Raw genomic sequence first — 20,281 nt, 5'->3', positions numbered from 1 at the left:
CAAGCAATGTGGGAGATGGCAAGCCAGCTCCCACATGGGGTCCCGGTTTCTCAGTTGGAAACGTCGGCGATGGCTTTGGCCAGCAATGTCAGGCGTGTCGCATCGATGCCGGCCACGTTGGCCCGTCCCGAACTCACCATATACACGCTGTGTTTCTCGCGCAGTTGCTTCACCTGTTCGGCACTCAAGCCGGTGTAGGAAAACATCCCGCGCTGCGCCCCGATATGCGCGAACCGCGCCGACAAGCCGTGTGGCGCCAACGCCTCCACCAGCCCCGAACGCAGGTGGGCGATTCGCGAACGCATGGCTTCAACCTCGTCGCTCCACCGCTTTTTCAGCTCGGCATCACCCAGGATGGTCGCCACCACCGCAGCACCATGGTCCGGCGGCGTCGACCACAGGTTACGCGCCGTGTTGGCAAGCTGGCTGCGTACATCCGTCAGCTTCTCGGCATCCGCCGCACACACGATCAACGCGCCGACGCGGTCGCTGTACAAGCCGAAGTTCTTCGAGCACGAACTGGTCACCAGCACTTCCGGCAGCTCCGCCGCAAACAGCCGCACCGCCCAAGCATCCTGCTCCAAGCCGTCGCCAAAGCCCTGGTAGGCGAAGTCGATCAGCGGCAGCAGCTGGCGCTCGCGCACGATCTGCAGTACCTGGCGCCAATCGTCCTGGGACAGGTCGAAACCCGTCGGGTTGTGGCAGCAGGCGTGCAGCAGCACGACATCGCCCTTGGGCACTGTGGACAAGGTGGCGAGCATCGCCGCCACGTCCAGGCGGTTGTCAGCGCCCACGTACGGGTAATGACTGACTGGAATGCCAGCCTTGGCAAAGATAGTTTCGTGGATCGGCCAGGTCGGATTGCTCAGCCACACGCCACGGCCCGGCAGGTTGTGCGCAATGAAGTCGGCGCTCAGGCGCAGGGCGCCAGTGCCGCCTGGGGTCTGGGTGGCGCCGGCGCGGCGCTCGCGAATCAATGTCGAATCGGCACCGAGCACCAGCTCGCTGATCAGCTTGCCGAAGGCCGCATTACCGTGGCCGCCGATGTAGGTCTTGGTGGTTTGCGTGTCCACCAGGCGTTGCTCGGCCAACTTGACCGAGTGCGGAATCGGCGTCAGGCCCTGATCGTCCTTATAGACGCCCACGCCCAGGTCGAATTTGTTCGGGTTGGTGTCCTGGGCGTACAGGTCCATCAGCCCGAGGATCGGGTCGCCGGGCACGCGGCCAATGGCATCGAAATGCATTACTTGCGGCCCTCAGCGTCCTTGGCCACTTCGTCGGTGCGCGCGGCCATGATGAAGTCGTTGCGGTGCAGGCCTTTGATGGAGTGGCTCCACCAGGTCACGGTGACTTTGCCCCATTCGGTGAGCAGGCCCGGGTGATGGCCTTCGGCTTCGGAGATTTCACCCATGGCGTTGGTAAAGGCCAGGGCGAATTTGAAGTTCTTGAACAGGAAAACCTTTTCCAGTTGCATCACGCCGTCGCGGACTTCGATGTTCCAGTCGGGGATCTGCTTGAGCAGCACCGGCAATTCTTCATCGCTGACTTGTGGGGCATCGGCGCGGCAGGCTTCGCAATGGGCTTGGTTCAACGTGGTCATGGTGGTGTCCTGAATTCGAGTGTTTGAAGATCAGTAGCGTCACCCTAAAGCAACGCGCGGCCAGGGAACAGACTCACCTGGCCTCAAGATGTAAGGTTCACGCCGCCTTGGGCTTGGGCGGAAACTTCGGTGCGTGCAGACCCAACTGCATGCCACGCTCCACCATGCCCATGATGTCCTCCTGCGCCACTTCAAACAGGCGCTTGAGGTCAGGCAGCACGAAATACAGCGGTTGCAGAATGTCGATGCGATACGGCGTGCGCATCGCTTCCAGCGGGTCGAACACTTGATGCTCGGGCTCGGACGACAGGCTGTACACCGTCTCCTTGGGCGACGACAGAATGCCGCCACCGTAGATGCGTCGACCTTCGGGCGTGTCCACCAGGCCGAACTCGATGGTCATCCAGTACAGGCGCGCCAGGTACACCCGTTGCTCCTTGGTGGCCGCCAGGCCGAGCTTGCCGTAGGTGTGGGTGAATTCAGCAAACCAAGGGTTGGTCAGCAGCGGGCAGTGGCCGAAGATCTCGTGAAAAATGTCCGGCTCTTGCAGATAGTCCAGTTCTTCGCGGGTGCGGATAAATGTCGCCACCGGAAACTGTTTGCTGGCGAGTAATTCGAAGAACGTCTGGAAGGGGATCAGCGCCGGCACACGGGCGACCTGCCAACCAGTGGTCTCGGCCAGCACCTTGTTGATTTCACCCAGTTGCGGAATACGATCGTGGGGCAGGCCGAGCTTGTCGATGCCATCCAGGTATTCCTGGCAGGCGCGACCCTCGATCACTTTCAACTGGCGAGTGATCAGGGTGTTCCACACCGCATGTTCTTCCTGCGAGTAGTGGATAAAACCTTGCGCATCGGGCTCGCGGGCCACGTATTGCGTCTGCTTCATACGGCTCTCCTGCTAGGCATTCGTTCTTGTTATGTCCTGCGATGAGCTTATTGATACCCCGTGCGCGGCCAGATTCCATCTGTTTAAAGCGGCCACAGGTAGGAAAAGTTACCGCTTTTCGTAAAGTATTCGTTACGCTTGTGGGGTTGGCCGTTGTGCTGGGCTGTGAAAAGCCCGCAGGCTGTCACATAATCTTGACGACTATCTGCGCCCAGCGACAAAAACACGCGGCGCCTCCCCACTTTTCGGGCCTCTTCATGCGTATCAAAGTGCACTGCCAGAACCGCATCGGCATCCTGCGGGACATCCTCAACCTGCTTGTGGAGTATGGCGTCAACGTCGCCAAGGGCGAGGTGGGCGGTGAGCATGGCAATGCCATCTACCTGTTTTGCCCGAACCTGGTGAACATGCAATTCCAGGCGTTGCGCCCGCAGTTCGAGGCGATTGCCGGGGTCTTTGGTGTCAAAAGGGTAGGGCTGATGCCCAGCGAGCGTCGGCATATGGAGCTCAATGCGCTGCTTGGTGCCTTGGAGTTTCCGGTGTTGTCCATCGATATGGGCGGCTCGATTGTCGCCGCCAACCGCGCGGCGGCGCAGTTGCTCGGGGTGCGTGTGGACGAGGTGCCGGGGATTCCGCTGTCGCGCTACGCCGAGGACTTTGATCTGCCCGAACTGGTCCGCGCCAGCAAATCGCGGATCAACGGCCTGCGGGTCAAGGTCAAGGGCGACGTGTTCCTGGCGGATATCGCGCCGCTGCAATCCTCCGAACATGACGACAGCGAAGCCATGGCCGGTGCCGTGCTGACCCTGCACCGCGCTGACCGCGTCGGTGAGCGCATCTACAACGTGCGCAAGCAGGAACTGCGCGGCTTTGACAGCATCTTCCAAAGCTCCAAGGTCATGGCCGCCGTGGTACGCGAAGCCCGACGCATGGCGCCGCTGGATGCGCCTCTATTAATAGAAGGCGAAACCGGCACTGGCAAGGAACTGCTGGCGCGTGCCTGTCACTTGGCCAGCCCACGTGGGCAATCGCCGTTGATGGCGCTCAACTGCGCGGGCCTGCCCGAGTCGATGGCCGAGACCGAGCTGTTCGGCTACGGCCCCGGCGCGTTCGAAGGCGCACGCGCCGAAGGCAAGTTGGGGCTGTTGGAGCTGACGGCGGGGGGGACGTTGTTTCTCGATGGTGTCGGAGAAATGAGCGCACGCTTGCAGGTGAAATTGCTGCGCTTCCTGCAGGACGGTTGCTTCCGTCGCGTAGGCAGCGATGAAGAGGTCTACCTGGACGTGCGCGTGATCTGCGCCACGCAGGTGGACTTGTCCGAGCTGTGCGCCCGTGGCGAATTCCGTCAGGACCTCTACCACCGCCTCAATGTGTTGTCCCTGCATATCCCGCCCCTGCGCGAATGCCTCGACGGGCTGGCGCCCTTGGTGGATCACTTTCTCGACCAGGCCAGCCGGCAGATCGGCTGCCCCCTGCCGAAGCTGGCGCCGGCTGCGATGGATCGCCTGAGCCACTACCACTGGCCAGGCAATGTGCGGCAACTGGAAAACGTGCTGTTCCAGGCGGTGTCGTTGTGCGAGGGCGGGACGGTGAAGGTCGAGCATATCCGCTTGCCGGATTATGGCGTGCGTCAGCCGCTTGGCGATTTTTCCTTGGAGGGCGGCCTGGAGGACATCGTCGGCCGCTTCGAGAAGGCGGTGTTGGAAGCCTTGTACGCCGAGCATTCCAGCAGCCGACAGTTGGGCAAGCGCCTGGGGGTGTCCCACACCACCATCGCCAATAAGTTGCGTGATTACGAAATTCTCAAGGCTGACAAGTGATTGTCTGACACTCCTAGGTCGACACACATTTGATCTTTGTCGCTAATACGACCGGGGTTTGCCGTTAGCGGCAGTAGTCCGCCGTTTTTTCGACTCGCGCCCAATCACGAAATCATCACGCCTCAGCGCAAACCCCCGCCCCGCCTGCACTTCATCGTCTTTTTAAAAGTTGGTTCGCAAATTGCTTAAGCCTCATCAGTACAGCGGTGGGCGGCAAGCGTCCGTCAGAAAGAGGAAAGAGCGTGGACAAGTACCTTTATGTGGCAATGACCGGCGCCAGCCAGAATGCTCTGGCGCAGAAGGCCCATGCCAACAACCTGGCGAACATTTCCACCAATGGTTTCCAACGTGACCTGGAGCAGGCGCGTTCGATGCCGGTGTTCGGTGACAGCTTTCCGGCGCGGGCGTTTGCCATGACCGAACGCCCAGCCACTGACTTCACCCCCGGCGCCATGATCGAGACCGGCCGTGACCTGGACGTTGCCGTCAATGGCGATGGCTGGATGGCCGTGCAGACTCCGGACGGCGGCGAAGCTTACGTGCGCAGCGCGAGCATGAACGTCGATGCATTGGGCGTGCTGCGCGCCGGCAACGGTATGCCGATCATGGGTAACGGTGGTCCGATTGCCGTGCCGCCGCAGCAGAAGATCGAAGTGGGTTCCGACGGCACCATCAGTATCCGTGCCATGGGCGAGGGCCCGCGGGTGATGGCTGAAGTGGACCGCATCAAGCTGGTCCAGCCTGACCTGAAGAACATGAATAAAGGCCTGGACGGCACCATCCACACCAAGGATGGCCAGCCAGCCCAAGCCGACGCGAACGTCAAGCTGACCTCGGGTTTCCTGCAGGCGAGCAACGTCAATGCCGTGGAAGAAATGACCGCGGTGCTGGCGCTTTCCAAACAGTTCGAGCTGCACATCAAGATGATGAACAGCGCTAAGGAAGACGATCAGGCCATGACTCGCGTCATGCAGATGAGCTGATAGCCGCGTCACTGAACCACGACTAATTTCGCAGCGCAGCGCCAACAAACAGGCGCACGAAGGAGAACAGCATGCTTCCGGCTCTATGGGTTGCCAAAACAGGTCTGTCCGCCCAGGACACCAACCTGACCACCATTTCCAACAACCTGGCCAACGTGTCGACCACGGGTTTCAAACGTGACCGCGCCGAGTTCCAGGACTTGCTTTATCAGATCAAGAAGCAACCAGGCGCCCAGTCGACCCAGGACAGCGAACTGCCGTCGGGCCTGCAATTGGGTACCGGTGTGCAGATCGTCGGCACCCAGAAGAACTTCAGCGCCGGTAACCTGCAACAGACCGGCCAGCCGCTGGACATGGCCATCAACGGCCGTGGCTTCTTCCAGATCCTGCAGCCAGACGGCACGACTTCCTACACCCGTGACGGTACTTTCCACCTGGACTCCAACGGCCAGATCGTCACCGCCAACGGTTTCGCCCTGGAGCCGGCCGTGGTTGTTCCTGCTGACGCCAAGACGTTCACCGTCGGCAACGACGGCACTGTGTCCATCACCGTGGCCGGCAACCCGGCGTCGCAAGTGATCGGCAACCTGCAGACCGCCGACTTCATCAACCCGGCCGGCCTGCAAGCCATGGGTAACAACCTGTTCCTGGAAACCGCCTCCAGCGGCGCGCCGCAAATCGGTACGCCTGGCTTGAACGGTTTCGGCACGACGCTGCAAAGCACCCTGGAAACGTCCAACGTGAGCACGGTTGAGGAGATGGTCAACATGATCACCACCCAGCGCGCCTACGAGATGAACTCCAAGGTGATTTCCACCGCCGACCAGATGCTTTCGTTCGTAACGCAGAATCTGTAATCAAGTCTATGGGGCGCTCTTGAGGGCGCCTGCAACACCGTGAGGTAAGGGTCATGAATCGCTATGTTTCCGTTCTGGCATTGAGTGGGATTGCCGTGCTCGCGGGCTGTGTCGCCCCGACGCCAAAACCCAATGACCCGTACTACGCGCCGGTGTTGCCACGTACGCCGTTGCCAGCGGCTGCCAACAATGGTTCGATCTATCAGGCCGGCTTCGAACAGAACCTGTACAGCGACCGCAAGGCGTTCCGGGTCGGTGACATCATCACCATCACCCTGAACGAGCGCACCCAGGCCAGCAAGAACGCCAACTCTCAAGTCGGCAAGACCAGCAAGGCTGGTATCGGTCTGACGTCGTTGTTCGGCGCTGTGCCCAACGTCAACAACCCATTGGGTGATGGCGACCTGAGCCTCAGCGCCGGCTACAGCGGTGACCGTGCCACCAACGGCAAGAGTGCAGCGGGGCAGGGCAACAGCCTGACCGGTTCGATCACCGTGACCGTGGCCGATGTACTGCCCAACGGCATCATCGCCGTACGCGGTGAAAAGTGGATGACCCTCAACACCGGCGACGAGCTGGTGCGCATTGCCGGCATGGTCCGTGCCGATGACATCTCCACCGACAACACCGTGCCGTCCACGCGGATTGCCGATGCACGCATCACTTATTCCGGCACGGGCGCCTTTGCCGATGCGAGCCAGCCAGGCTGGTTCGACCGTTTCTTCCTTAGCCCGCTGTTCCCTTTCTAGGTGGCCACTTTGAACTTCAAACAGCTGATGGCGGCCGCATTCCTGCTTTCCTTGAGCGCTGTCGCCCAGGCCGAACGCCTGAAGGACATCGCCAGCATCTCCGGCGTGCGTTCCAACCAGTTGATCGGCTACGGCCTGGTGGTGGGGCTCAATGGTACGGGTGACCAGACCACGCAGACCCCGTTCACCCTGCAGACCTTCAATAACATGCTCTCGCAGTTCGGCATCAAGGTGCCGGCGGGATCGGGCAACGTGCAGTTGAAAAACGTCGCGGCCGTGTCGATCAGTGCTGACTTGCCGGCGTTCTCCAAGCCGGGCCAAGTGGTGGACATCACCGTGTCGTCCATCGGTAACTCGAAAAGCCTGCGTGGCGGCACCTTGCTGATGACGCCGCTCAAAGGTATTGACGGCAACGTCTACGCCATCGCCCAGGGCAACCTGGTGGTGGGCGGGTTTGACGCCGAAGGTCGCGACGGGTCGAAGATCACCGTCAACGTGCCATCGGCCGGTCGTATCCCGGGTGGCGCCACGGTTGAACGCACCGTGCCGAGCGGTTTCAACCAAGGCAACAGCCTGACCCTGAACCTCAACCGCTCCGACTTCACCACCGCCAAGCGCGTGGTCGACAAGATCAACGACATGCTCGGCCCAGGCGTGGCCCAGGCCATCGACGGCGGCTCGATCCGTGTGACTGCGCCGCTGGATCCAAGCCAGCGTGTCGACTATTTGTCGATCCTGGAAAACCTGGAAGTCGACCCAGGCCAGGCCGTGGCTAAAGTCATCATCAACTCGCGTACCGGCACCATCGTGATCGGCCAGAACGTCAAGGTGTCGCCGGCAGCGGTGACCCACGGCAGCCTGACCGTGACCATCACCGAAGATCCGATCGTCAGCCAGCCAGGGCCTTTGTCCAACGGCCAGACGGCGGTGGTGCCACGTTCGCGCGTCAATGCTCAGCAAGAAGCCAAGCCGATGTTCAAGTTCGGCCCCGGCACCACCCTGGATGAGATTGTCCGTGCGGTGAACCAGGTGGGCGCAGCGCCCGGCGACTTGATGGCGATCCTTGAAGCGCTGAAACAGGCCGGCGCCTTGCAAGCCGACCTGATCGTGATCTGAGGCCATGGCCATGGATATGCGCAAGAGCGGTATCAGCAGCACGGCGGACTCGGGGTCTTATTCCGACTTGAACCGGCTTAACCAGCTCAAGGTCGGCGACGACAAAAACAGCGAAGGCAACATGCGCAAGGTCGCGCAGGAGTTCGAGTCGCTGTTCTTGAGCGAGATGCTCAAGTCCATGCGTTCGGCCACCGAGGCGCTGGGCAAGGACAACCCGATGAACACGCCGGCCGCCAAGCAGTACCAGGAAATGTACGACCAGCAACTGGCGGTCTCGATGTCCCGCGAAGGCGGTGGCATCGGCCTGGCTGACGTGCTGATGCGCCAGATGCAAAAGAACAAACCGGTGGAGGCCCAGGCCGCCACGTTGCAAGGCCCGGCGGCTGCCGAAGCTGTGAAGAAAGTTGATGTGCCGACGGAGATTGCGGCGGGTACCCAGGCTGTAGGTCCGTTGGGCCGCTCCAATGGCCAGCGCCCGCTGTGGGCTTACCGCGTGGCGGAGCCACAGGCCGGCGCCGTGGCCTCCCACAGCAATGACATGGAGCTGATGAATCAGCGCCGTATTGCCTTGCCAAGCAAGCTGACCGATCGCCTGCTCGCCGGCATCGTGCCGAACGCGCCAGTCGCGATCGATGCCAAAAGCGCACCGCTGCGTAACAGTGCGGCCGACGACAACGTGGTCAACAGCACCGCGCGCACGTTTGCCGTGCCGAGCGGGCGCATGCAGGTCTACGGCCGCGCCGTGGCCCAGCCACCGTTGGCGCCGGCGAAGAAAGCCTTCAGTTCGCAGGACGAATTCGTCGCCACCATGTTGCCGATGGCCAAGGCGGCTGCCGCGCGCATTGGTGTCGATCCGAAGTACCTGGTGGCCCAGGCTGCCCTGGAAACCGGTTGGGGTAAATCGGTGATGCGCGCAGAGGATGGCAGCAGCAGCCACAACCTGTTCGGCATCAAGGCTGGCCAGAGTTGGCAGGGCGGCCAGGCCCGCGCGATCACCAGCGAGTTTCGCGATGGGGCGATGGTCAAGGAGACGGCGCAGTTCCGTTCCTACAGCTCGTACCAGGACAGCTTCCACGACCTGGTGACCTTGCTGCAAAGCAATGATCGCTATAAAGAAGTTGTGAAGTCGGCCGACAACCCGGAACAGTTTGTTCGCGAGTTGCAAAAAGCCGGTTACGCCACCGACCCGGCCTATGCCAGCAAGATTTCGCAGATCGCCAAAACGATGGACAGTTACCAGAACTACGCTGCCGCTGGCGCAACCACACATTTATAAGGTCTGAACCATGAGTTTGCTCAGTATCGGGATGTCAGGGCTAAACGCCTCTCAAGGAGCGTTGTCGGTCTTGAGTAACAACATTGCCAACGCCAATACCTCGGGCTACTCGCGCCAGCAGACCACCCAGAGTGCGAGTGCGTCGAACCCGTATGGCGGCGTGTTCATCGGCAGCGGCACGACCCTGGCGGACGTGCGTCGGGTCTACAACGAATTCCTCGATGCGGCCTACCAGAACAGCACTGCGCTCAACAACGATGCCAAGGCTTATTCGAGCCAAGCCAGTGCCATCGACAAAACCCTGTCGGACAAGACCACCGGCATGTCTTCGGTACTCAGTGCGTTCTTCGCCGCGGTGCAGACCTCTGCGGCAAATCCAAGCGATGTTTCCGCGCGGCAGGTGTTGCTGACCAGCGCCCAGACGTTGAGCAATCGTTTCAACTCGATTTCGACCCAACTGAACCAGCAAAAAGAGTCGATCAACGGCCAGTTGAAGACCATGAGCGATCAGGTCAACCAGTTGACCTCTTCGATTGCCTCCCTGAACAAGCAGATCACTCAGGCGCAGGGCTCAAGCAACAGCGCTCCGGCGAACTTGCTGGATGCACGTAATGAGGCAGTACGTTCGCTGAATGAGTTGGTGGGCGTCACTGCCGTCGAAAAGAACGGTGTATTCAGCGTCAGTACCGGCACAGGCCAGTCCCTGGTGCTGGGTGATCAATCCAACAGCATTTCAGCGGTGCCGAGTTCGAGCGACCCTAGCCAGTACACCATCCAGCTCAATGCAGGCGGCGGGACCTCAGTGGACATGGGTAATGTACTCAGCGGCGGCAGTATTGGCGGCTTGCTGCGTTATCGCAGCGATGTCTTGATGCCTGCCATCAATGACCTGGGGCGTATCGCAATCGTAACTGCGGACACGATCAACAGTCAGCTGGGCCAGGGCGTTGACCTGAACGGTGACTTTGGTTCGTCCTTGTTCAAGGATATCAACAGCGCCGCTGCCATTGCGCAACGTAGCGTGGGCGCGGCGGGTAACAGTGCTGGCTCCGGTAACCTGAATGTGACCATCAGTGATACCAGCAAGCTGACCCCCTACGACTATAAAGTCACCTTCACCAGCGGCAACAACTACACGGTGATGCGTTCCGACGGCAAGTCCATGGGGGCGTTCGACACCACTACCACGCCGCCGCCGGTTATTGATGGTTTCACCCTGGCCCTGGATGGCAAGGGGCCGATGGCCGCAGGCGACAGCTTCAAGGTCAGCCCTACTGCCAACGGCGCCACCAACATTGGCACCGATTTGAAGGACGCAAATAAGATCGCGTTCGCCGGGCCGTTGCTGGGTGAGGGCAGCAAGACCAACCAGGGCACCGGCACCTTTACGCCGCCAACCCTGACGGTGCCTATCGATATTCACGGTGGTGCCAATACCGCTCAACTGCGAACCGGCATTGAGCACTCGATGCCGGTAAAAATGGTGTTTGGTAAGCCCGCGGCTGACGGTACTCAGGCCTACACGGTCAACGATGCTCAAGGTAATCCAATCGGCACGGGCAGCATCATTCCGGGCCAAACCAACAAGATCACCATTGATGTGCCGATGCGTGACGCCAACGGTGCGCTGGTGGTGCCGGCCAAGAGCTTCAAGTTTGATACCGCTGTCGGTGGGGCACCCGCCGATGGCGACAGCACGACCTTTTCTTTCAATGCTTCGGGCAAGTCGGATAACCGTAACGCCCAGGCGTTGCTTGACCTGCAAACCAAGGCCACCGTCGGCCTGGCGGATGGTAGCGGTGGAGGCGTGAGCCTGGTAGCGGCCAACAGCCGGTTGGTGTCAACCGTCGGCGCCAAGGCGGCTTCGGGGATTACCGACACCACCGCCACGGGCGCACTGCTCAAGGCCAACCAGGATGCACGCAACTCGGTATCCCAGGTCAATCTGGATGAAGAGGCCGGTGACATGATCAAGTTCCAGCAGTACTACACCGCGTCGTCGCAGATCATCAAAGCTGCGCAAGAAACCTTCAGTACGCTGATCAATAGTCTTTAAGGGAGCCTGGGACGATGCGCATTTCTACCGCACAATACTTCGAAACCACTTCCGCCAAGTATTCGGATAACTACTCAAGCGTCGTGAAGGCCCAGAACCAGGCCAGCACCGGAGTGCGCGTTGAAACTGCCTCCGATGACCCGGTCGCGGCAGCGCGCCTGTTGATGCTGCAGCAACAGAAAGACATGTTGAGCCAGTTCAACGGCAACATCACTAGCTTGAAGAACTCGCTGACCAACGAAGAAAGCGTGCTGGGCTCGATCAACGACGCGCTGCAGAAAGCCAGTGAGCTGGCCTTGCGTGCGGGCGGCTCGCTGAGCGATGCCGATCGCAAGTCGATTGCCGGCGAAATTGGCGCGATAGAGGATCAAGTGCTGGGCTTGCTCAACAGCAAGGATGCGTCGGGCAACTATCTGTTCTCCGGGTCCAAGACTGCGACCCCGCCTTATAGTCGCAACAGCGATGGCACCTATACTTACCAAGGGGACGAGACCCCATTGAGCCTGCAGGTTTCGGATACGCTGAAGATCCAGGCGGGCGATACCGGCAAGAGCATCATGGGGGGAGCGGCGAATTCGGGTCGCACCCAGGCTACCTGGATAGCACCACCGATCGTCCCGCCGGCGACGGCGCCGGTGCCGAACGACAATAAAGTCTCGTTGTCGGCAGGTCTGGTGACATCGGGCACTGACTACACCAAGCAATTTGCCGACGGCCAGCCTTACAAGTTGACCTTTACCAGCAGCACCCAATACAAGGTCTCCGACAAGAACGGTAACGACATCACTTCGGAAATTCCGGGTAATGGTACTTTCGACTCCACCAAGGAAGGCGGTTCCAGCGTGAACCTGCGCGGCGTGAAGTTCGATATCACGCTGGACCTCAAGGATGTTGCGTCGGGGCCGAACGCGGATGCTCTGGTTAAGGACCGTTCGTTTAGTCTGGCCGCCAAGCCGGACACCTTCAGTGTGTCGCGTACTCCAAGCAACCCATCCACTGCGCAGTTGACCAATGCCTCGGTGACCAATCAGGCGGCGTATGCCAGCACATTCCCGGCGAACAGCGGTGCGGTGATCAAATTCACCTCTGGTACTGCGTACGAGGTGTATGCCCAGCCCTACACGGCTGACAGTAAAGCCATTGCTACAGGTGACACGGGAGGCGGCACGACGGTCACGGCGGCCGGGGTGACGTTTGATGTCAGCGGTACACCGCAAAGCGGCGATCAATTCGCAGTCGCTGCAACGACGCAGAAGACTCAGAATGCACTGGATACCCTCAGCCAGCTGCGTCATGCCCTGGAGCAACCGGCCGACGGTAATCCTGCGGCGATGATCAAGCTCAAGGATGCCCTGGATGCTTCCATCGCCAACTTTGGTAATACCCGTACCCAGGTCGATAATGTCCGCGGGTCCATTGGCGCGCGGCAGAATGCACTGGATATTCAGACCAGCGAGAACACCAGCATCGGCCTGGCTAACACCAGCACCATGAGTGATCTGGGCAATATCGATACGGCTCAAGCCGCAATCAACCTGACCTTGCAGCAAACCATGCTGCAAGCCTCCCAGTTGGCCTTCGTGAAAATCTCGCAATTGAGCCTTTTCAACAAGATGTAAGTGGCTCTACGTCAAGCGGCCCGCTCTGGAAACAGGGCGGGCCGTTGTCGTTTCTGGGGCTTAATTGTTTGAAGGTTTTGCACAAAGCACACAAAATTGAGTGACCTGTGAGTCATAAAGCGCATCTTCACTGTATCGTATGAAAAGGATAAGTCGTCACAGGGTCCTTGCGAGGCGGCTTTCAGCGAGATTTTTATGGGGTTATCCCCTTTATTGTCAGCACTCCGGGCGTAGTCCCAGGGGTGTTCTCCAGCTATTTAGTATTGGGAAGCCACAATGATTGGCATAAAAAGCATCGCCAGTTACGTGCCGGCAGACGGGATCGATAACTACGCCCAGGGTGCCAAATTCGCCAAGGATGAAGAGTTCATCATTGGCAAGATCGGTTCGGCGTTCCTGCCGCGCAAGGAAGCCGCGCAGGAAACCTCCGATCTGTGTGTCGAGGCGGTCAACGCTTTGTTTGCCAATAACCCGGATCTGAAGCGCGAGTCCATCGACGCGCTGATCGTCGTCACCCAGAACGGCGATGAAGAAGGGCTGCCGCACACGGCTGCCATCGTCCAGGACAAACTCGGCCTGCCGACCCACGTGGCAGCCTTTGATATCTCCCTGGGCTGCTCCGGCTACGTCTACGGCATCTACGCGATGAAAGGCTTCATGGAAGCCGCAGGCCTGAAAAACGGCCTGCTGATCACCGCCGACCCGTATTCGAAGATCGTCGACCCGGAAGACCGCAACACCACCATGCTGTTCGGCGATGCCGCCACCGCCACCTGGATGGGCGAAGACGCACCGTGGTTGCTGGGCAAGTCGAAGTTCGGCACCGACGGTTCCGGTGCACCGCACCTGAAGGTCAGCGACGGCGTGTTCTTCATGAACGGTCGTCAGGTGTTCAACTTCGCTTTGCTCAAGGTGCCGGCTCACCTGCATGAGCTGCTCAATGAGTCGGACCTGAAGGCTGATGAGATTGATGCCTTCTGCATTCACCAGGGCAGTGCAGCCATTGTCGACGCTGTGGCGCGTCGTTTTGAAGATGCACCGGTGGACAAGTTCATCAAGGACATGGTCGAGACCGGCAACACCGTGTCGTCGAGTATTCCATTGCTGCTGGAAAAGCACGTGATGGACGCCACCTGGAAACGCGTGGCCATCAGCGGTTTTGGTGTGGGCCTGTCGTGGGGTTCGGCGATTCTCTATCGCCCTTGATGCCTTGATAGCTTCAACAAAAAAACGCCGAGGGTCGAATGACCCTCGGCGTTTTTTATTTGGCGCCAGAAAACCCAATGAAATCGGCGTTTCGGGCCTGCGTAAACCCTTGAATTGCAAGGGGTGGCACGGCGCCAGTAAAAAAATTCAAAAAAATCCTCAAGCAACCGGCTACCACGACGATAACTATTACGTAGGTTCTCAGGCCACACCCGGCGGTTGCCAGGGCCGGAAGCCGCAGTATCCATCCAACGAGGATTTCGTCATGGCTTTAACAGTAAACACCAACATTGCTTCCATCACTACCCAGAACGGCCTTGGCAAAGCGGCCAACTCGCTGCAAACCTCCATGCAGCGTCTGTCCACTGGTCTGAGCATCAACAGCGCTAAAGACAACGCTTCGGGCCTGCAGATCTCCAACCGCCTGACCAGCCAGATCAACGGCCTGGGCCAAGCTGTAAAGAACGCCAACGATGGCATCTCCATCGCGCAAACCGCTGAAGGCGCAATGCAGGCTTCGACCGACATTCTGCAAAAAATGCGTACCCTGGCTCTGTCCTCGGCCACCGGCTCCCTGAGCGACGCTGACCGTACTTCCAACCAGGAAGAATACCAGGCGCTGACTTCGGAACTGACCCGTATCTCGCAGACCACTACTTTCGGTGGCCAGAAACTGCTGGACGGTTCGTACGGCACCAAAGCTATCCAGGTTGGCGCTAACGCTAACGAAACCATCAACCTGTCCCTGGACAACGTTGCTGCTAACAACATTGGTTCGCAGCAAATCAAGAGCGTGGGCGTTGCACCTAGCGCTTCGGGTGTTGCTGGCGGCGTGATCGGTATCACCGGTAACGGCCAGACCAACAGCGTAACCGTAGCTGCCGGCAGCTCGGCCAAAACCATTGCCAGCCAACTGAACGGCGCTGTAGGTGGTCTGAGCGCTTCCGCTAGCACTGAAGCTCAGTTTGTAGTCGGCGCTGCTGCCAAGACTGCACCGGCTACTTTCTCGATGACCGTTGGTGGCCAAACCACCACCTTCACCGGCGTGACCGACACCGCCAGCCTGGCCGACCAACTGAAGTCCAACGCTGCCAAACTGGGTATTAGCGTTAACTTCGACGAAGCCAAGCAAAGCCTGTCGGTTAAATCCGACTCCGGTGAAAACCTTGAGTTCAGCGCTGCAACCGCCGCTGGTTCGATCACTGTTGCGACCAAAGACGGCAGCGGTAGCTACGGTAGCGCCGTGGCCATCGCCAACGGCTTGAAAGCCACTGGCGCGGTGAACCTGGATTCTTCCAAAGGCTACGCTCTGAACGGCGCTGGTGTAACTGGTCTGTTCGCTGCTACTGGCACCGCCGCTGCTTCGGCCAAGACTTCTGTTGCTCAAACCGACGTGACCAGTGCCTTCAACGCACAGTCCGCCATCGCTGTAATCGACAAAGCCATTGGCGGCATCGACAGCGTACGTTCGGGCCTGGGTGCTGTTCAGAACCGTCTGACCACAACTGTAGACAACCTGACCAACATTCAGAAGAACTCCACCGCTGCACGTTCGACTGTACAAGACACAGACTTCGCTGCTGAAACAGCCGAGCTGACCAAGCAACAAACCCTGCAGTCGGCGGCTACCGCGATCCTGTCGCAAGCCAACCAACTGCCATCCGCTGTACTGAAGCTGCTTCAGTAATAACGGCGCTTGGTAACTGACGGAAGGGCGCGTTTACGTGCCCTTTCGTCTTTTCGGTTTTAGAGGAGATTGGACATGGATATGAGTGTAAAGCTAGCCTCGTCTTATCCACCGGTTGCACCTCAAAGCGCACCCGTCCCGGCAGTTGCGGACAAAGACAAAACCAGGGTCGAGGCGATTGTGCCGACCACCGGTGAGCCTGAGCGGGCTGACCTTGAAAAAGCAGTCACTGATATTCGAGAATTCGTACAAGCGGCCCAGCGCAAACTGGACTTTTCCATAGATGATTCCACCCATCGGGTTGTGGTCAAGGTTATCGCCACTGAAAGTGGTGAGGTGATTCGCCAGATCCCGTCGGAAACTGCCTTGAAGTTGGCACAGAGCCTGGCGACTGCCAGTCACGTGTTGTTCGACGAAAAGGTCTGAGCTGGCATGAAACTTGTTGCGCTGACGGATTGAAGTGTTGTTCGTCAAGAAAGCGGCAACAATCGAATTAGGAGAAAGACGATGGCGAGTACCACGGTTAACGGTGTTGGTTCGGGTATCGACATTCAGGGCATTGTGAAGTCGCTGGTGGACGCTGATCGTGCGCCCAAGCAGACCCAGATCAACACCCAGTCACAGAAAGCAACTACTCAGCTGTCGTCGATCGGCAAAATTCAGTCGGCTTTGGATGCGTTCCGGGGCGCAATCAAAAGCATGACTGATGACAATAGTTTCAGTGGCTTGACGGGTACGTCATCGAACGAGAAGGTCGCCACCATGACGACGGGGAAGGGGGCAGCCAACGGCAGCTTCAACCTAGTGGTCAACCAATTGGCCCAGCCTTCCAAGTTGTCGACCACAACGCTGACGGGGGGCGCCTCTACGGTGGTCAACAAGGGGGATACGGCCACGACATTATCCATCTCCCAGTCGGGCAAGAAGTTCGACGTGAGTGTTCCGCCAGGTGCAACCTTGCAGCAGGTGCGTGACTCGATTAACTCGCAGTTTGGCACCTCCGGCCTGAGTGCCAACATCGTGACCGATGCCAGTGGTTCGCGCATGGTATTGACCTCTACCACCGGCGGTGTGGGATCGGATCTTACCCTTTCGGGCAACTCGGGTATCGATACCGGTTACAAAGTGATCGATGAGCCCAAGAATGCCGAGTACACGATTGATGGTGTTGCCTATACGGCCAAGACCAACAACATTACGGATGCGGTCAGTGGCGTCAGTATCAAGCTGCTTTCGGTATCTCCGCCAGTCAGCAGTACCGACCCCACCAAGGCGGTCACGACTATTTCTGTCTCTACCAGTACCGCCGCGCTTAAATCCGGGGTCAAGGGTTTCGTCGATAGCTACAATGCTCTGCTCAAGGCGATGAATGCTGAAACCAAGGTGACGAAGGATGCTGCGGGTAACTCCGTGTCGGCTACTCTGACTGGTGATGCGAACATGCGCTCTTTGCAGAGCGCCCTGCGTTCCGAGTTCAATGCCTTGTCGGGGAACGGCCAGTTCAAATCCTTGGCACAATTTGGTATCGGCACCGATTCCAATACCGGTCTGTTGACCATGGATGACAAGGCCTTTGACAAGGCCGCCTTGACCAACGCAGCTGACATCAACAGTATGCTGGGCGGCAAGGACGGCTTGTTGGCCCGCATGACAGCTGCGACAGACGGCTATGCAAAGCCGACCACTGGAGTCTTCGCGACGCGCTCAAGTGCACTCTCCGACAGCCTCAAGAAGCTGACCAAGGATCAGTCGGACCTGGACGCTCACGTCCAGGACCTGACCGACAGCCTGACTCGCAAGTACGCGGCCATGGACTCCCTGGTCGCCCAGCTGCGCCAGCAGAGCAACAACATCATGGGTACTCTCAACGCGCTGAACAACCAGAAAAACAGTTGATCGCGCGCCCATGAAAAAGCCCAGGTCCATCGGCCTGGGCTTTTTTCTTAGAAAGACCATCGGGTTAAAGTTTTTTGCGGCCCAGTCGACACAATGGTTACTGAAATCCTTTTCGCTGTTACCTGTCACGAGGTAGAACCATGAATCCCATGAGAGCCCTTCGCCAATACCAGAAGGTCAATTCCCATGCCCAGATCTCCGAAGCCAGCCCGCATCGCCTGGTGCAAATGCTGATGGAGGGCGGGCTCGACCGCATGGCACAGGCCAAAGGCGCATTGGCTCGTGGGGACATCGCACAAAAGGGCCTGATGCTCGGTAAGGCCATTGATATCATCATTGGGCTGCGTGATGGCCTGGATGCGGAGAAGAGCGAAGATCCGGCTTACGTCCAGCAATTGGAAAGTCTGTACGCGTACATGACCAACCGTTTGATGGAAGCCAATCTGCACAACGATGCCAGCATGATCGACGAAGTCGCTCGGTTGCTGATTACTGTGAAAGAAGGCTGGGATGCCATCGCACTACCACAAGGTGCCGCACAATAAGGCCATCGGCCTTGAGGAATACATCATGAGCCACGCACTGCAACGCATAGACGAAACCCGCGAAGCCCTGATCGGCGCGCTGGCGGAACGGAACTGGGACGCCATCGGCGAACTCGACCTGGGCTGTCGCAACGTGATCGAGGAAGTGCTCAGCGAAGCGCCAGTGAACGAGGACGTGCTGCGAGAGAAGTTGGAAAGCTTGCTAGTGGTGTATCAGCAGTTGCTTGAGGTGACGACCGGCGAGCGCCAGGCGATTTTTGAAGAGATGTCGCTGATCAACCGAGCTAAAAACGCGTCAAAGGTTTACCATCTGTTCGGCTGAATGGGCTCAGTTGGTCCGAACGGTGCGTCATATATTTGACTGTGCCAGCATTTTTGACTTAACTAGTGCTGTTTTCAGATTTCAGACGTCTAGTAAGGTACAAAGTCTTACAGGCGCCTCGATTGCCCTCACTTCGGGGCATGAAGTTTTACTAGGGAAGTTGCTATTGCATGTGGCGTGAAACCAAAATTCTGCTGATTGATGACGATAGCGTCCGCCGCCGCGATTTAGCGGTGATTTTGAATTTTCTCGGCGAAGAAAATTTGCCCTGCGGCAGCCATGACTGGCAGCAGGCGGTCAGCTCATTGTCATCGAGCCGTGAAGTCATTTGTGTGCTGATCGGGACGGTAAACGCTCCTGGCGCTGTTTTGGGCTTGTTAAAGACACTGTCAACCTGGGATGAGTTCCTTCCCGTGTTGCTAATCGGCGATATTTCTTCCGTCGAACTGCCCGAAGACCAGCGCCGCCGGGTGCTGTCCACCCTGGAAATGCCCCCCAGCTACAGCAAATTGCTCGATTCCCTGCACCGTGCCCAGGTCTATCGCGAGATGTACGACCAGGCCCGCGAGCGCGGCCGCCACCGCGAACCCAACCTGTTCCGCAGCCTGGTCGGCACCAGCCGTGCCATCCAGCACGTGCGCCAGATGATGCAGCAAGTGGCTGATACCGACGCCAGCGTGCTGATCCTCGGCGAGTCCGGCACCGGCAAGGAAGTGGTTGCGCGCAATCTGCACTATCACTCCAAGCGCCGCGACGGGCCGTTCGTGCCGGTCAACTGCGGGGCGATCCCGGCGGAACTGCTCGAAAGCGAATTGTTCGGTCACGAGAAGGGCGCCTTTACCGGGGCGATCACCAGCCGTGCCGGGCGTTTTGAATTGGCCAACGGCGGTACGCTGTTCCTCGACGAAATCGGCGACATGCCGCTGCCGATGCAGGTCAAGCTGCTGCGTGTGTTGCAGGAGCGTACCTTCGAGCGCGTGGGCAGCAACAAGACCCAGAGCGTCGATGTGCGCATTATCGCGGCGACCCACAAGAACCTTGAAAGCATGATTGAGGTCGGCAGCTTCCGCGAAGACCTGTACTACCGCCTTAACGTGTTCCCGATCGAAATGGCTCCGTTGCGTGAGCGCGTGGAAGACATTCCGCTGCTGATGAACGAACTGATCTCGCGCATGGAGCACGAAAAGCGCGGTTCGATCCGCTTCAACTCCGCCGCGATCATGTCCCTGTGCCGCCACGGCTGGCCGGGCAACGTGCGCGAGCTGGCCAACCTGGTGGAGCGCATGGCGATCATGCACCCCTACGGCGTGATCGGCGTGGTCGAGTTGCCGAAGAAATTCCGCTACGTCGACGACGAAGACGAGCAACTGGTCGACAGCCTGCGCACTGACATGGAAGAGCGGGTGGCCATCAACGGCCATACCCCGGACTTCGGTTCCACCGCCATGCTGCCGCCGGAAGGCCTGGACTTGAAGGACTACCTCGGCAACCTCGAACAGGGCCTGATCCAACAGGCTTTGGACGACGCCAACGGTATCGTCGCCCGTGCCGCCGAGCGCCTGCGTATCCGTCGAACCACCTTGGTGGAGAAGATGCGCAAGTACGGCATGAGCCGCAAAGAAGGTGACGAACAGGCGGATGATTGACGCCTGTTTTTCAA

18 protein-coding genes are annotated in these 20,281 nt (G+C 59.0%); 15 read left to right on the top strand and 3 right to left on the bottom strand.

Annotated elements, in window-relative coordinates:
* Positions 1-50 precede the first annotated feature (50 nt).
* From AB4N92_RS03940 to phhA, 3 genes are all read right to left on the bottom strand, one after another.
* Positions 51-1,244 (bottom strand): amino acid aminotransferase, encoded by a 1,194-nt coding sequence (locus AB4N92_RS03940; protein ID WP_010208720.1) that lies wholly within the window; start codon positions 1,242-1,244, stop codon positions 51-53.
* Positions 1,244-1,600, bottom strand: a complete 357-nt coding sequence (locus AB4N92_RS03935; RefSeq protein ID WP_010208721.1) for a 4a-hydroxytetrahydrobiopterin dehydratase — start codon at positions 1,598-1,600, stop codon at positions 1,244-1,246. Before AB4N92_RS03935 ends, AB4N92_RS03940 begins: the two co-directional genes overlap by 1 nt.
* Positions 1,601-1,697: 97 nt before the next feature.
* On the bottom strand, positions 1,698-2,489 hold the full coding sequence (gene phhA / locus AB4N92_RS03930; RefSeq protein WP_010208722.1) for a phenylalanine 4-monooxygenase: 792 nt from the start codon (positions 2,487-2,489) through the stop codon (positions 1,698-1,700).
* A 257-nt stretch (positions 2,490-2,746) separates the two neighbouring features.
* Here phhA and AB4N92_RS03925 point away from each other — a divergent pair, with 257 nt between their 5' ends.
* From AB4N92_RS03925 to AB4N92_RS03855, 15 genes are all read left to right on the top strand, one after another.
* On the top strand, positions 2,747-4,309 hold the full coding sequence (locus tag AB4N92_RS03925) for a sigma-54-dependent phenylalanine hydroxylase transcriptional regulator PhhR (protein WP_010208723.1): 1,563 nt from the start codon (positions 2,747-2,749) through the stop codon (positions 4,307-4,309).
* A gap of 242 nt (positions 4,310-4,551) precedes the next feature.
* Positions 4,552-5,292: a flagellar basal body rod protein FlgF gene (locus AB4N92_RS03920; protein ID WP_010208724.1), complete on the top strand. Its 741-nt coding sequence runs from the start codon at positions 4,552-4,554 to the stop codon at positions 5,290-5,292.
* Between the two features lie 71 nt (positions 5,293-5,363).
* The gene (gene flgG / locus AB4N92_RS03915) at positions 5,364-6,149 is read left to right on the top strand and encodes a flagellar basal-body rod protein FlgG (protein WP_005790105.1); all 786 of its coding nucleotides are present in this window, start codon (positions 5,364-5,366) and stop codon (positions 6,147-6,149) included.
* A gap of 53 nt (positions 6,150-6,202) precedes the next feature.
* Positions 6,203-6,898 (top strand): flagellar basal body L-ring protein FlgH, encoded by a 696-nt coding sequence (flgH, locus tag AB4N92_RS03910; protein ID WP_010208725.1) that lies wholly within the window; start codon positions 6,203-6,205, stop codon positions 6,896-6,898.
* A gap of 27 nt (positions 6,899-6,925) precedes the next feature.
* Complete coding sequence (locus tag AB4N92_RS03905; RefSeq protein ID WP_183702797.1) at positions 6,926-8,014, top strand: flagellar basal body P-ring protein FlgI; 1,089 nt, start codon at positions 6,926-6,928, stop codon at positions 8,012-8,014.
* A 4-nt stretch (positions 8,015-8,018) separates the two neighbouring features.
* Positions 8,019-9,290, top strand: coding sequence for a flagellar assembly peptidoglycan hydrolase FlgJ (gene flgJ, locus AB4N92_RS03900; RefSeq protein ID WP_010208727.1), 1,272 nt, complete (start codon positions 8,019-8,021; stop codon positions 9,288-9,290).
* Positions 9,291-9,300: 10 nt separating this feature from the next.
* Positions 9,301-11,346, top strand: a complete 2,046-nt coding sequence (gene flgK / locus AB4N92_RS03895) for a flagellar hook-associated protein FlgK (protein ID WP_029529075.1) — start codon at positions 9,301-9,303, stop codon at positions 11,344-11,346.
* A gap of 14 nt (positions 11,347-11,360) precedes the next feature.
* Positions 11,361-12,965: a flagellar hook-associated protein 3 gene (locus tag AB4N92_RS03890; protein ID WP_042571868.1), complete on the top strand. Its 1,605-nt coding sequence runs from the start codon at positions 11,361-11,363 to the stop codon at positions 12,963-12,965.
* Between the two features lie 276 nt (positions 12,966-13,241).
* Positions 13,242-14,171 carry a ketoacyl-ACP synthase III gene (locus AB4N92_RS03885; RefSeq protein ID WP_010208730.1) on the top strand — a complete coding sequence of 310 codons (930 nt, stop codon included), beginning with the start codon at positions 13,242-13,244 and terminating at the stop codon, positions 14,169-14,171.
* A 265-nt stretch (positions 14,172-14,436) separates the two neighbouring features.
* Positions 14,437-15,858 (top strand): flagellin N-terminal helical domain-containing protein, encoded by a 1,422-nt coding sequence (locus AB4N92_RS03880; protein ID WP_029529076.1) that lies wholly within the window; start codon positions 14,437-14,439, stop codon positions 15,856-15,858.
* A gap of 75 nt (positions 15,859-15,933) precedes the next feature.
* Entirely contained in the window at positions 15,934-16,284 is a 351-nt protein-coding gene (locus AB4N92_RS03875; RefSeq protein WP_010208733.1) for a flagellar protein FlaG, read from the top strand.
* Positions 16,285-16,365: 81 nt separating this feature from the next.
* On the top strand, positions 16,366-17,754 hold the full coding sequence (fliD, locus tag AB4N92_RS03870) for a flagellar filament capping protein FliD (RefSeq protein ID WP_010208734.1): 1,389 nt from the start codon (positions 16,366-16,368) through the stop codon (positions 17,752-17,754).
* 140 nt (positions 17,755-17,894) lie between these two features.
* On the top strand, positions 17,895-18,299 hold the full coding sequence (gene fliS, locus AB4N92_RS03865; RefSeq protein ID WP_010208735.1) for a flagellar export chaperone FliS: 405 nt from the start codon (positions 17,895-17,897) through the stop codon (positions 18,297-18,299).
* Positions 18,300-18,324: 25 nt separating this feature from the next.
* Positions 18,325-18,621, top strand: a complete 297-nt coding sequence (locus tag AB4N92_RS03860) for a hypothetical protein (RefSeq protein WP_010208736.1) — start codon at positions 18,325-18,327, stop codon at positions 18,619-18,621.
* Positions 18,622-18,791: 170 nt separating this feature from the next.
* Positions 18,792-20,267: a sigma-54 dependent transcriptional regulator gene (locus AB4N92_RS03855; protein ID WP_010208737.1), complete on the top strand. Its 1,476-nt coding sequence runs from the start codon at positions 18,792-18,794 to the stop codon at positions 20,265-20,267.
* Positions 20,268-20,281 lie beyond the last annotated feature (14 nt).

Source organism: Pseudomonas sp. S3_A09 (assembly GCF_054668065.1).
The sequence above is the reverse complement of the archived record's forward strand: the minus strand, read 5'-3'. Positions and strand labels throughout refer to the sequence as shown.

Bases quoted from the DNA above. Each gene is read 5' to 3' on its own strand.
- AB4N92_RS03940 (WP_010208720.1), bottom strand. From the start codon at position 1,244: ATGCATTTCGATGCCATTGGCCGCGTGCCCGGCGACCCGATCCTCGGG.
- AB4N92_RS03935 (WP_010208721.1), bottom strand. From the start codon at position 1,600: ATGACCACGTTGAACCAAGCCCATTGCGAAGCCTGCCGCGCCGATGCC.
- phhA (WP_010208722.1), bottom strand. From the start codon at position 2,489: ATGAAGCAGACGCAATACGTGGCCCGCGAGCCCGATGCGCAAGGTTTT.
- AB4N92_RS03925 (WP_010208723.1), top strand. From the start codon at position 2,747: ATGCGTATCAAAGTGCACTGCCAGAACCGCATCGGCATCCTGCGGGAC.
- flgG (WP_005790105.1), top strand. From the start codon at position 5,364: ATGCTTCCGGCTCTATGGGTTGCCAAAACAGGTCTGTCCGCCCAGGAC.
- flgH (WP_010208725.1), top strand. From the start codon at position 6,203: ATGAATCGCTATGTTTCCGTTCTGGCATTGAGTGGGATTGCCGTGCTC.
- AB4N92_RS03905 (WP_183702797.1), top strand. From the start codon at position 6,926: ATGGCGGCCGCATTCCTGCTTTCCTTGAGCGCTGTCGCCCAGGCCGAA.
- flgJ (WP_010208727.1), top strand. From the start codon at position 8,019: ATGGCCATGGATATGCGCAAGAGCGGTATCAGCAGCACGGCGGACTCG.
- flgK (WP_029529075.1), top strand. From the start codon at position 9,301: ATGAGTTTGCTCAGTATCGGGATGTCAGGGCTAAACGCCTCTCAAGGA.
- AB4N92_RS03890 (WP_042571868.1), top strand. From the start codon at position 11,361: ATGCGCATTTCTACCGCACAATACTTCGAAACCACTTCCGCCAAGTAT.
- AB4N92_RS03885 (WP_010208730.1), top strand. From the start codon at position 13,242: ATGATTGGCATAAAAAGCATCGCCAGTTACGTGCCGGCAGACGGGATC.
- AB4N92_RS03880 (WP_029529076.1), top strand. From the start codon at position 14,437: ATGGCTTTAACAGTAAACACCAACATTGCTTCCATCACTACCCAGAAC.
- AB4N92_RS03875 (WP_010208733.1), top strand. From the start codon at position 15,934: ATGGATATGAGTGTAAAGCTAGCCTCGTCTTATCCACCGGTTGCACCT.
- fliD (WP_010208734.1), top strand. From the start codon at position 16,366: ATGGCGAGTACCACGGTTAACGGTGTTGGTTCGGGTATCGACATTCAG.
- fliS (WP_010208735.1), top strand. From the start codon at position 17,895: ATGAATCCCATGAGAGCCCTTCGCCAATACCAGAAGGTCAATTCCCAT.
- AB4N92_RS03860 (WP_010208736.1), top strand. From the start codon at position 18,325: ATGAGCCACGCACTGCAACGCATAGACGAAACCCGCGAAGCCCTGATC.
- AB4N92_RS03855 (WP_010208737.1), top strand. From the start codon at position 18,792: ATGTGGCGTGAAACCAAAATTCTGCTGATTGATGACGATAGCGTCCGC.